Consider the following 12,548-nt stretch of genomic DNA (forward strand, 5'->3'; position numbering starts at 1 on the left):
GACTAAATTAACGATACATCTTAAACATCGACATCTCTTTCATGTCATTAAAGACTTTATAAGATGCCTGTAATACCTGCGCATGCTTGACATCTTCATTGTTCATGTCCACTTTAAGCGGCTCTTTCAGCTGCAACGGCCCTGCGGAAAAATAATCGGGCTGCTTAATCGCAATGGTCGGCTCAATTCCTTTCTTATGAATCCAGTTTCCATTTGGCGTCAGCCACTTGTAGAGCGTTAATTTGATGTTGCTACCGTCCCCCATTGGCACAGCCTGTTGAACCGTTCCCTTGCCAAAAGACGTATCGCCTACAACATCATAATGGCCAGCCTCCTTTAACGCGCCGGCAAGAATTTCTGATGCGGAGGCACTTCCTTTATCCGTAATCACGTTGACAGGGTACGCTTTTTTATGGGCCAATGTTGAGAAATAACGTTTTTTATCTCCATTGCGTTCAGCAATCTGTATATACGGCTGATCCTTTGTAACGAAATGCTTAAGTATTTCTTCCACACTTTGAAGATATCCGCCCGGATTGCCCCGTACATCAATGACTAGTCCTTCTATTTCTTTTTTCTCAAGCTCTCTCAATGCTTTTGCAAAATCCTCTGCGGTATGCTCAGAAAAAGTAGAGATAGCGATATATCCGACAGAATGCCCCTGCACTTTTTTCTCTGATGCAAAAACAGTTTCAAGCGGAATCTCAGCTCTTTTGATCCGGAATGACAGCTGTTTCTTCGTTCCGGGCCGCTGAATCTTCATTGAAACACTGGACCCTTTCTTTCCTCTTATTTTTAACACAGCGTGGTTTAAATCCTTGCCGGCCATCGATTCTCCATTGATGCTGATAATTTCATCATTAGGCTTCAACCCGGCTTTTTCCGCTGGCGATTTCTTGAATGGGGAAACGATAATAATTTTGCCGTCTTCCATGCCAACCTCAGCCCCGATGCCTTCAAATGAGGAATCAAGAGAATCAGAAAATTGCTTAGCTGTCTGCTTGTCCATGTAAACAGAATAAGGATCATTTAGCGTAGACAGCATTCCCTGGATGGCTCCCTCGAGCAGCTTTTCTCTATCAACTTTTTCTACGTACTCATTCGAAATTAACTCATACGCTTTTTCGATTTTGTCCATAGCTTTATCCCGTTCAGAGTCAGCTTGTGCCGTCGCGGGAACTGCTGCAGTCTGGGGCTTATCCATCTCAAGCAGGTTGATTCCCGCATATACACCGGCGCCTCCAAACAGCATGCTCCCTGCTGCTATCACAGCCATTATTTTTTGATTCATCCTTTACTCCTCCTGTATGCCAGACTGTCTTTATCAAAACCTAGAGATAGTATATGTAAAGGATGGAGATTTCATGTAATCATAGAAGAAAAAGAAGGCAAATGAAAAGCCGCCCCGAAAGCGGGACGGCTTTTTCACTTTATACTCGCAGAAACTTGCGGATGGAAGTCAGACTTCCCCATACTCCAATTACTGCACCGATTGCAATCAGCACTAACGAAACTTGGAATACAAATGGATTATAAGGAAGAAGAGAGACAAATGATCCTTGAACCTTTGGAACGACCCATCCGATGACGTATTGGTACGTGCTCAGCACCAATGCAATCGGGATCACAGAACCGAATACGCCTAGCAGCAACCCTTCAAGGAAAAACGGCCAGCGGATAAACCAGTTTGTCGCGCCGACAAGCTTCATGATTTCAATTTCTTTTCTTCTTGCGAAAATTGTAATTTTAATGGTGTTGGAAATTAAGAACATCGCCGTAAATACCAGGCCGATAATTAACGCGATTCCGATGTTGCGGGAAACGCCGACTACTTTAAACAAACGGCTGACCTCTTCTTTTCCGTAAGTGACTTTATAAACATGATCCATTTTTTCGATCTTTTTCGCCACGTTCGGCGTATCATGCGGATCTGTCGTTTTGACGACAAACGCATCATTAAGCGGGTTTTCCTGATCCTTCATCGTCAGGGATTTTCCGCTGTCGCCAAAGCTGTCAACCAGCTGGTCAAGCTCTTTTTCTTTAGATGAAAACGTGACACTCTGAATGCCCTTCAGTTCCTTAATATCGTTCTGAAGCTTGTCCTGCGCCTTCTGATCTGCAGTCAAATCAACCAACACTTTGATTTCGACTTGTTTCTCAGCATTCGTAGCCATGTTATTCAAATTCAGCATAATCACTAAAAACACGCCGACCAAAATCAGCGTAACGGTTACAGCACTAATGGATGCGAATGTCATCCATGTGTTTCTCCCGAGAGATTTAAAACTCTCACGCAAGTGGCGCCCGAGAATTTTAATCATATGAACCATACTCCCCTCTTGACTCATCACGCACAATGATACCATCTTCGATTGCAATGACACGTTTCTTCATGGTGTTTACGATTTCTTTATTATGTGTCGCCATCACGACTGTTGTCCCGCGGTTATTAATTTCCTCCAGCGTCTTCATGACTTCCCAAGACGTATCCGGATCAAGGTTTCCTGTCGGTTCATCAGCAATCACAACATCAGGGTTGTTCACAATTGATCTGGCAATAGATACACGCTGCTGCTCCCCGCCTGAAAGCTGGTCAGGAAATTGTCTCGCTTTATGCTTCAGCTGCACGAGATCAAGCACTTCAAGCACCCGTTTCTTAATGACAGACGGCTGTTCTCCAATTACCTCAAGGGCAAATGCCACATTTTCAAAAACAGTAAGTTTCGGCAAAAGCTTGAAATCCTGAAAGACAACGCCGATTTTACGGCGCACGAAAGGAATCTCTTTTTCTTTAATTGCCGCGAGATCTTTATGATTGATTAAAATTTGTCCTTTTGTCGGTTTTTCTTCTCTGTAAATCATTTTAATAAAAGTAGATTTACCCGCTCCGCTCGGACCGACAACATACACAAACTCGCCGGGATGAATGGTAACAGAAACCCCATTGAGCGCTTTTACGCCGTTCGGATAGGCTTTATATACTTCCTTCATTTCTATCATGAAATCACCTAATCTTTTATATCATTTTATCTATCACACGGTCATACTCTTCGAATGCATTCGACAATTTATGACCCATTCATTTGTAAAAAGATGAAAAATCTGAAAGTTTCCTTTTTCAATACACTTCATTATACGTCAAATTTAGACATAATACTATTACAGTTTCTTTTCATTCATATTGTTAAGGTATAAAAAAAATCCTTGCCAGCACTCGGCAAGGATTTTCTCATCTTACTTTTTTTCTGACAGCCATTTGGCAATAACAGCGGCTTCGTTATCATTTACAAGCCCCTTTGGCATATTGCCGCGGCCGTTTTTAATAATGCTTTCAATTTTGTGTTCGTCATATTTGCCTCCGACCTCTTGGAGATTAGGTCCTGACACACCTTCTAAATCCTTGCCGTGGCAGCCAACGCAGCTTTGCTGATATAACTCTTCCCCTTCAGATGCAGTGGCTTCCGTCTTGCTGCCGTTGTCTGTCTTCTCTTCTTTTGCATCGTTTGAACCACAGGCAGCCAACAGAACAGAAAGCGCAAATCCAAGCATTAGTATCGATAACTTTGATTTCATGTTGAGAAGCACAACTCCTTTACGATCTCTTCCATATTATAACCTCGTTTAAGCGCGTTTGAAACCCTCGCCCAGCACCTCGCTCGCGTCTGCTACAATCACAAAAGCAGACTCATCAATCTGTTTGACGATTTGTTTCAATTTGGTGAATTCAGTTTGCCCCACCACGCACATTAAAATCGGACGGTCATCGTCGGTATATCCGCCAACTGCTGAAATTTTCGTCACGCCTCTGTCAATCTTCTGTAAGACAGCCTCCTTGACCGCCTGCTCCTGCTTTGTAATAATGAGCGCCATTTTGGAACGATTAAAGCCGACTTGCACAACATCAATGGTTTTGCTGGACACATAGACGCCAAGCATGGCATATAAGCCTTGCTCAATATTAAATACGATCATAGCGGTAATAACGATCATTCCGTCAATGATAGCAAGACACTTCCCCAATGACAGGCCGGAGTACTTATGAATGATCTGTGCAGCCAAGGCTGTTCCTCCTGTCGAACCTTTCCCTAAGTACACAATGCCAATTCCGACACCTATCCCGACACCGCCAAAAATTGCCGCTAAGAGTTCATGGTGAGTGGCTGGCTGAATATCCCTTGTCAAAAACACTACTAGCGGCAAAAAAACAGAACCTGCAAGCGTCTTTAGCCCAAATTTCCCGCCGAGCAAAATGACACCCGCAATAAATAAAGGAATATTAATAATCCACTGTACATACGCTGCTTCAAAACCGTATGATTGTAAAATCGTACTGATTCCGCTGACCCCGCCGGCGGCGATCTTGTTCGGAAGCAAAAATACATTAAAGGACACAGCTGTAATCGCTGCTCCTATCAGTATGTATACATAATCCCGCAAAATCCATAATGTTTTATTCCGTACGTCCATCAAAATATCCTCCGTTTCTTCCAATGCTCTCCGATAGCATTTTAATCCTTCCCTGATTAGATGTAAATAACACCCAAATACAGTGGTAATATGCTAAAGCAGCAGTGAAATCAAGGATATGAGGAATAAAAAAACACACCCGTATGCATCAGGTGTGTTTTTCAGCTTAGGAAAGCTTAGAACGCAGGTAGGCATCAATAAATGTATCAATGTCACCATCCATTACAGCTTGAACGTTCCCCATTTCTGTATTAGTCCGATGGTCTTTTACCATGGAATACGGGTGGAATACATAAGAACGGATTTGGCTTCCCCAGCCGATTTCTTTTTGTTCACCGCGAATTTCATCCAGCTCTGCCTGCTGCTCTTCAATTCTGCGCTGATACAGCTTGGCCTTCAGCATTTTCATGGCTCTTTCACGGTTTTTAATTTGTGAGCGCTCCGTTTGGCACGTCACAACCACATTCGTTGGCAAGTGAGTAATCCGAACGGCTGAATCTGTCGTATTGACGTGCTGTCCGCCCGCTCCGCTGGCACGGTACGTATCAACTTTAATATCCTCCGTACGGATATCAATATCGATCTCATCGTTAAATTCAGGCATGACTTCACAGGACACGAAAGACGTGTGGCGGCGGCCTGATGAATCAAACGGCGAAATCCGCACGAGACGATGGACACCTTTTTCCGCTTTGAGATATCCGTAAGCGTTGTGTCCTTTGATTAGCAATGTCACTGACTTAATTCCCGCCTCGTCACCTGGAAGGTAATCGAGCGTTTCCACTTTAAAGCCGCGGCGCTCTCCCCATCTTGTATACATTCTAAGAAGCATAGAGCCCCAGTCCTGTGACTCTGTACCGCCAGCACCTGGGTGCAATTCTAAAATCGCATTATTTTTATCATACGGCTCGCTGAGAAGAAGCTGAAGCTCAAACTCATTGAACTCTTTTGTTAATAATTTTAGTTCTTTTTCAAGCTCAAGCTGGAGATCTGAGTCCGGCTCTTCTTTCAAAAGATCATGAGTCATTTGTAATTCTTCGTGGGATTCATTCAATTTTTTATACGAATTGACATAATCCTTTAAACCATTTGCTTCATTTATAACAGTTTGAGCTTTTTGCTGATCATTCCAGAATTCCGGGTCAGCCATTTGTTCATCTAGCTCAGCAATGCGGGCCTCCTTTGATTCGAGGTCAAAGAGACCCCCTAAAGTCCGCTAAACGAGAAGCCATATTTTCGAGCTCTGCTCTGATTTCTGATAATTCCATTTCATTCACCTCATTAAAAGATCCGCAGGCGCCTGCAAGCGCCGCGGTCAATAAACGTGCCGGGGCGAACTATTCAGTACGGCCGCAGCAATTTTTGTATTTTTTCCCGCTTCCGCAGTGGCACGGGGCATTTCGGCCGATATCAACCACTTTTCGAACCGGTGCTTTCTTTGCTTTTTTGTTATCGTCGCCTTCTTGCGGCTGATGGGCTGTGGTTTGGCCTTGTACAACCTCTTCACGCTCCAGATTGTTTTCAATCTCAGCTTTCATCACAAATTTTGCGACTTCATCCTCAATTGATTCAATCATATGCTCAAACATCGCAAAGCCTTCCATTTGATACTCACGCAGCGGATTCGTCTGCGCATAAGCACGAAGGTGAATTCCTTGGCGAAGCTGATCCATCGCATCGATATGATCCATCCATTTAGAATCAACGGCACGAAGAACGATAACTTTTTCGAATTCACGCATTTGCTCTGTGCCGAATTGCTCTTCCTTCGCATTATATTTCGTGATGATGCGATCCATAATGAGTTCAAGCATTTCATCCGGCTCTTTGCCGAAGATGTCGCTCTTCTCAAGTGCGCCTTCATCAAGATAAGTCGTGTTGATGAGCTCAACTAGACCGTCAAGCTTCCACTCCTCAGGAAGCTCTTCTCTTGGCGTGTATGCTGCAATTGCGCGTTCGAGAGAAGACTTAATCATATTTTCAACGATTTCACGCAGGTTTTCAGAGTCAATGACTTCAAAGCGCTGCTTATAAATGACCTCACGCTGCTGGCGCAGAACATCATCATATTGCAGAAGTTGCTTACGCGAATCGAAGTTATTGCCTTCGACTCGTTTTTGAGACGATTCAACCGCGCGAGATACCATTTTGCTTTGAATTGGGGTAGAGTCGTCCATTCCGAAGCGGTCGAGCATTGCCATTGTCCGCTCAGCTCCGAATCTGCGCATCAATTCGTCTTCCATAGAAAGATAAAATTGAGTGATCCCCGGGTCTCCCTGACGTCCGGAACGTCCTCGAAGCTGATTGTCAATCCGGCGTGATTCATGTCGTTCTGTGCCGACAACAGCGAGTCCGCCAAGCTCTTTTACTCCTTCGCCAAGCTTAATGTCCGTTCCGCGCCCCGCCATGTTAGTCGCGATCGTAACTGCGCCTTTTTGGCCGGCCTCTTCAATGATCTGCGCTTCACGTTCATGGTTTTTGGCATTTAACACTTGATGCGGGATTCCTTTGTTCTTAAGCAGCTTAGAAATCAACTCAGATGTTTCAACGGCAACCGTACCGACAAGAACTGGCTGTCCCGTCATGTAACGCTGTGCGACATCCTCCGCAACCGCCTTAAACTTTCCTTCCATCGTGCGGTAAATTAAATCCGGGCGGTCATCACGGACAACAGGCCTGTTGGTAGGGATCGTGACAACCTGCATGTTGTAGATATTGCGGAATTCTTCTTCCTCTGTCTTTGCCGTACCGGTCATACCGGCAAGTTTTTCGTACATCCGGAAGTAGTTTTGGAACGTTATTGTCGCCAAGGTCATGCTTTCGTTTTGGATTTCAAGCCCTTCCTTCGCCTCAATTGCTTGGTGAAGCCCCTCACTGTAGCGGCGGCCTTTCATCAGACGTCCCGTAAAGGAATCAACAATAACAACCTGTCCGTCTTCCACTACATAGTCAACGTCTTTTTGCATCGCAACGTGAGCTTTTAGGGCCTGGTTGATATGGTGGTTGAGCGCGACATGCTTCACATCAAAGAGGTTATCGATGCCGAACGCTTTTTCCGCCTTCGTCATTCCTTCTTCAGTAAGCTGTACAGCTTTTGTTTTGATATCGTACGTGTAATCCTTCTCCGCTTTTAACGTACGGACAAAAGCATTTGCCTGTACGTACAGCTTAGTGGATTTTGCAGCTTGTCCAGAAATGATAAGCGGTGTTCTCGCTTCATCAATTAAAATAGAGTCAACTTCATCTATTACCGCAAAATGAAGCGGGCGCTGAACCATCTGCTCTTTATAAAGAACCATATTGTCACGCAAATAGTCGAAGCCAAGCTCGTTGTTTGTGGAATAAGTGATGTCAGCGGCATAAGCTTCCCGTTTTTCGTCTTTTGACATTGAGTTTAAATTCAAACCGACAGTCAAACCGAGAAACTCGAAAATTTTACCCATCTGCTCAGCATCACGGCTTGCCAGGTATTCGTTGACAGTCACGATGTGTACACCTTTACCTGTTAGCGCATTTAAATAAACAGGCAGAGTTGACGTTAACGTTTTCCCTTCCCCTGTTTTCATTTCCGCGATATTTCCGTCATGAAGCGCAACGCCCCCCATGAGCTGGACTTTGAACGGGAACATGCCTGTTACGCGGCGCGAAGCTTCCCGAACAACAGCGAATGCTTCAACAAGAAGATCATCCGTTGTCGCCCCTTTTTCAAGGCGTTCTTTAAATTCAATCGTTTTATGTTTCAACGCGTCGTCAGAGAGATTTTCATAGTCTCCGCGAATCGCATCAATATCGTTAGCAATTTTTTCGTATCTATTCAGCGTACGTTTTGTTGGATCAAACATTTTATTTAAAATTCCAAGCATTTATAACGCTCCTCTATCATCACATGCCTATTTTTGAGGCATGTATAAATAATTTACTAGTCCATGTATACCTCTCATTATCATATCACACCTTTTGTTATTTCCAAAGAATTTGCAAATAAGAAAAACAAAAACCTTCCGCGGACATCACGGAAGGCTTCTCTTCATTATTCAGTCGGTTCAATTAAGCCATATTTCCCGTCATTTCTGCGGTACACGACATTTGTAAGGTTTGTTTCCGCATTTGTGAAAACAAAGAAATTATGGCCGAGCATATTCATTTGCAAGATCGCTTCTTCACTATCCATCGGCTTTAAATTAAAGCGTTTCTGACGGACGATGTCCAAGCTCTCCTCCTCTTCTATATCATCCTGAACCGCAATATCTGTATCAGAGCTAAGGCCGTTTGCCAATAAATATTTCGGAGAGCCCTGCTCACGGAATTTACGGTTTACTTTCGTTTTATGCTTACGGATTTGACGTTCCAGTTTGTTTGTTGCGAGATCAATTGCGTTGTACATATCCTCGTTATGCACCTCGGATCGAAGCGCCAGATCTGTCATCGGAATCGTAACCTCAACCTTAGACTCCTTGTCATTGTAAAACTTCAAGTTGACGTTCACATCGGCATTCACGCTATGGTCAAAATAACGCTCCAGCTTGCCGATTTTCTTTTCGACATGATCCTTTAACGCAGGTGTCACTTCAATATTTTCTCCTCTGATGTGATAGTTCATCAAAGAACGCCTCCCTTTTATTAAGGATATGTATCTATTTCTCTTTTACCCTTTACAATTCCTGCTGAAACATAAATCTTTTGTGAAAATTCAGTGAACTTTGTCGAATATTGTTATTTACTGCTATTGGCGGTTCAGAGGTATATGTATATGCTGATTCAACAAAACAAATACCTCCCACACGCCTAATTGATTAAAAAGGGTTCCATACATTGATGAATAGACAGCATCCATTTTCTATAATGAATCAGAAAATGTTCCTTTAAAAACTCACAGAACTCATGAGAGGGAAAAGAGAAAGAGACCAATTGATCAAACTCCGCAAAAATTTGGTCAAAAGCTTTCACACAAATTTCAGCACACCGCGTATCCATAATAAAGAGAAGTGTTGAATGTGTTGAATCCAAATAAAAAAAGGCTTGGATCAGATCTTGATAGATCCGATCCCCTTCTGTTTTTGATAAATTCTCTTCAGCCTCTATCAAATAACATAACCCTTCTTCAATGGTAAAAAGAAGATGATAATAAGCTGATAAAAGCGTATAATCTTCAATGCTCTTCAAGGCACTCACCTATTTACGCTTGTCATAATATGTGCCGTCAATCGTAATATTGTTATAAGGATTTAAATACGTCGTATGCATCACACGTTTTCTTTTCATCTGCTGAAGTTCTGTTGCGATTGACTGCTTCAGTCTTTCCATTTCCTTCACAATCAGCTGATCCCATGTCAAGATGAGTTTCATCTGCTTTCGCTCTTCTTCTGAAAGCGGCAGAGATATCTCCTGAATCAGTTCAGACCGTGTAGCCACAAAGTCTTCAATTTGCTTTAAAAGTTCATCGCTTTCCGAGGTATCTTGTATGTGTGACAGCATACTCTTCGTCTCAGTGTATAGTTGATCTATGTTATTCATGCGATCCCGCCTGATCCGTGCCGGTCCTTCCGTTCACTTTGAATGGCTTGTTTCCAAGCATCGCGAAAATCTGTTACATAACCTTCAACCTCAGCCAGTATGCCCGTATCATTTTTGATGTTTGCCTGTACCAATCTTCGATACATATAATCGTACATCGCACCCATAGAAGCGGAAAGCTCTATGTTACGGTTAAGTGTAAAATTTAATTCCTGAATGATTTTTTGCGCTTTAATCAGATTTTCATTTTTACGTTCCATATCATCATTCTCAATGGCCTGAGAGGCAAGTCTTATAAATTTCAAACAGCCATTATACAGCATAAGCGTCAGTTCACCGGGTGTAGCCGTATTCACTGAATTTTGCTGATAGGCTGTATAAGGATTTTGGATCGCCATGTGTCATCCTCCAAATTACATTTATTGTGCAAGAAGCTGTGATAAATAGGACGCTTGTTCGTTCATTTTTTGAATCGCAGAATCCATTGCACTGAATTTTGTATAATAGCGGTTTTCTATCGTGGTCAACCGGTCCTGCATTTTGGTGATATCAGTGCTGATCGTGTTTAAATTTTTACCGATTGAGTAGTCATTGGTTCCCATTGTCGAGTTGCCGGCTTTTGCTTCAATGCTTTTCACCGTACTTTTCAGTGTGTCACCAATGCGTTTCATAATTCCTTTATCACTATAGGCACTGCTGTTCGTTCCGCTTGTAAATAAGGCGGCAACACTTTGCGGATCTTCTTGTATTTTGGCTTTCAGTTTGTCTTCATTAATCTCTAAATGGCCCCGCATTTGGTAAGCACCTGAGGTTGTGATACCAAATTCAGTTAATTGATAGGATTTTCCATCCGCATTCACTTTAGAATAAAAATCTGTCCGCATTTGGTTCGTACCTGTGCTGATGCTGCTATCATTTCTCAGCAAACCGCTTTTTGCCTTCTCTTCCCAGAGTTCTACCTCTTTATCGGACATGGCTTCTTTTTGTTCACTCGTCAGCGGCGTATAGTCTCTGTATTTTTCTTCTTGCAGCTTTTCGTTCAGGCTGTCAACCAATTCATTGTATTTATCTACAAACTCTTTAATTTGGTTGTAAATCCCGTCAACATCAGTAGATACAGATGTGGTAACAGGGCCTGTGGCTGCAGTTGTATTTTTGATCGAATAAGTAACGCCATTCACTGTGAAGTTGTTTGACAGCTTCTCCATTTCAAAGCCGTTGATGGTGACTTTTGCATTCGTTCCTTCTTTGTAAGCAGTAATCTTATTATCAGCGTCCAAAGAAAAACCTAGCTGGCCAGACATAAAATCTGCTGTAGAAGAGTCTGCTGCCTGTATGCTGCCTCCTGCACCTGTTGCTTTAGAAGAAAACGCAATCGTTTCTACGTACTCTGTACCATTCCAAATTTTATCTTTAAAAGCTGATACTCCCAGATCTGAGCTGTTAAGTTTAGAAATCACATTATCAATCGTATCGGCGCTCGTCACACTAATGTTCACTGTTTTTGCCGTTGTCTCACCAGGCGCAACAACGTTAAATGCCAAATTGTAATCGCCTTGTGTGTATCCTGTATAATTGTTTGCCTTATACGTCGCTGAAGTTGCTAAGCTCGCCACTTCAACAGTAGAAGAAGAGTTTGGTGCACTTGCGCTTCCTGTAGCAGTTAACACAGACTCATTAGAGCTTGTCACAGTTTTGCTCTGATACGTGCTAGGATATGTCAACGTATTTTTAGACATATAATCTTGCAATTCTTTTATTTTTGTATTGACTTCACGATAGCTGTCACGCTGCCATTCAAGAGTCTGCTTTTTTTGCTTCAGCTTATCAAGCGGCGCTCTTTCTGTCTGCATCAGCTTTGATACAATATCATCTATATCCATTCCTGACGCCAGACCTGTTATTCTTGTGACCATCTCAAACCACTCCCATTCTACTTTTTTTCATCTACAAATAACCCAAGAAATTCAGTCATAGCCGCATAAAAATCTAGCCACCGCTTTGGCGGAATTTCGCGGATCACTTCATTTGTAGAGTCCTCTATTACCTTTACATAGTATTCATTTAACTTGTCATGAAGCTCGAACTTCAGATGAACTTGCGAAGGTTCCAAAAGCTTGTTCATTTCCTCCACCATTTCAGCAAGATTGGTATATGAAACTTGATGAACAGGAGCCTCGTTATCATTATCTTTCTGATTATGTATTTGAGTATCATAACGATCCCAAACAGGTTGTAACGTAGTGAGCCTTTCAATGTTCAATTGATCATCCCCTATGCCCCAATCTATCGTTTATATCGACTAAATGGAGATAAGATTACACATATTTTTGGAAAAAAATCTTCTGTTTTAGATTTCTTGTTTGGAAATACATTTATAAAAAGTTAGTGGAGAATCCGGTTATTATATCATGAGTTAGAGAAAGCAAGGAGAATGATTCGGAGTTAGAAATATAATAAAAGACCTTGGCAACGCCAAGGTCTTTTTTAAAATTAACGTAACAATTGAAGTACGTTTTGCGGCTGTTGGTTTGCTTGAGCAAGCATCGCTTGAGAAGCTTGAGAAA

Annotated in this window: 13 protein-coding genes and 1 pseudogene; all 14 read right to left on the minus strand. The window is 42.6% G+C overall.

All coding sequences use genetic code 11. The annotated features are described in order from the left end of the window. Window positions 1-70 precede the first annotated feature (70 nt). Window positions 71-1,291 (minus strand): annotated as a pseudogene (ctpB, locus tag C1T29_RS20990) (carboxy-terminal processing protease CtpB); the annotation flags it as partial. Between the two features lie 139 nt (window positions 1,292-1,430). After that, window positions 1,431-2,321: a permease-like cell division protein FtsX gene (ftsX, locus tag C1T29_RS20995; RefSeq protein WP_015251119.1), complete on the minus strand. Its 891-nt coding sequence runs from the start codon at window positions 2,319-2,321 to the stop codon at window positions 1,431-1,433. Then, window positions 2,314-3,000: a cell division ATP-binding protein FtsE gene (gene ftsE, locus C1T29_RS21000; RefSeq protein ID WP_103749314.1), complete on the minus strand. Its 687-nt coding sequence runs from the start codon at window positions 2,998-3,000 to the stop codon at window positions 2,314-2,316. Before ftsE ends, ftsX begins: the two co-directional genes overlap by 8 nt. Window positions 3,001-3,234: 234 nt before the next feature. Then, a complete protein-coding gene (gene cccB / locus C1T29_RS21005; protein ID WP_095431976.1) occupies window positions 3,235-3,573 on the minus strand; it encodes a cytochrome c551 in 339 nt (112 codons plus the stop codon). Window positions 3,574-3,621: 48 nt separating this feature from the next. Further along, entirely contained in the window at window positions 3,622-4,467 is an 846-nt protein-coding gene (locus C1T29_RS21010; protein WP_040081675.1) for a YitT family protein, read from the minus strand. Between the two features lie 166 nt (window positions 4,468-4,633). Next, a protein-coding gene (prfB, locus tag C1T29_RS21015) for a peptide chain release factor 2 (protein ID WP_103749313.1) occupies window positions 4,634-5,735 on the minus strand; the annotation gives its coding sequence in 2 pieces (ribosomal slippage) (window positions 4,634-5,662 and window positions 5,664-5,735; 1,101 coding nt in all). Between the two features lie 69 nt (window positions 5,736-5,804). Beyond that, window positions 5,805-8,330, minus strand: a complete 2,526-nt coding sequence (gene secA, locus C1T29_RS21020; protein ID WP_014665544.1) for a preprotein translocase subunit SecA — start codon at window positions 8,328-8,330, stop codon at window positions 5,805-5,807. Window positions 8,331-8,497: 167 nt separating this feature from the next. Then, window positions 8,498-9,067 carry a ribosome hibernation promotion factor gene (gene hpf, locus C1T29_RS21025; protein WP_095431977.1) on the minus strand — a complete coding sequence of 190 codons (570 nt, stop codon included), beginning with the start codon at window positions 9,065-9,067 and terminating at the stop codon, window positions 8,498-8,500. Between the two features lie 185 nt (window positions 9,068-9,252). Next, window positions 9,253-9,630, minus strand: coding sequence for a DUF8042 domain-containing protein (locus C1T29_RS21030; RefSeq protein ID WP_095431978.1), 378 nt, complete (start codon window positions 9,628-9,630; stop codon window positions 9,253-9,255). A 9-nt stretch (window positions 9,631-9,639) separates the two neighbouring features. Beyond that, window positions 9,640-9,981, minus strand: a complete 342-nt coding sequence (gene fliT, locus C1T29_RS21035; protein WP_095431979.1) for a flagella biosynthesis regulatory protein FliT — start codon at window positions 9,979-9,981, stop codon at window positions 9,640-9,642. Beyond that, window positions 9,978-10,379: a flagellar export chaperone FliS gene (gene fliS, locus C1T29_RS21040; protein ID WP_103749312.1), complete on the minus strand. Its 402-nt coding sequence runs from the start codon at window positions 10,377-10,379 to the stop codon at window positions 9,978-9,980. The genes fliT and fliS overlap by 4 nt, the downstream gene beginning before the upstream one ends. A 21-nt stretch (window positions 10,380-10,400) precedes the next feature. After that, window positions 10,401-11,897 carry a flagellar hook-associated protein 2 gene (locus tag C1T29_RS21045; protein ID WP_095431981.1) on the minus strand — a complete coding sequence of 499 codons (1,497 nt, stop codon included), beginning with the start codon at window positions 11,895-11,897 and terminating at the stop codon, window positions 10,401-10,403. 17 nt (window positions 11,898-11,914) lie between these two features. Continuing rightward, window positions 11,915-12,244: a flagellar protein FlaG gene (gene flaG, locus C1T29_RS21050; RefSeq protein ID WP_103749311.1), complete on the minus strand. Its 330-nt coding sequence runs from the start codon at window positions 12,242-12,244 to the stop codon at window positions 11,915-11,917. Window positions 12,245-12,474: 230 nt separating this feature from the next. Beyond that, the gene (locus tag C1T29_RS25065; protein ID WP_369122225.1) at window positions 12,475-12,528 is read right to left on the minus strand and encodes a hypothetical protein; all 54 of its coding nucleotides are present in this window, start codon (window positions 12,526-12,528) and stop codon (window positions 12,475-12,477) included. Between the last annotated feature and the right edge of the window lie 20 nt (window positions 12,529-12,548).

The sequence above is a fragment of the Bacillus sp. MBGLi79 genome (assembly GCF_002953915.1).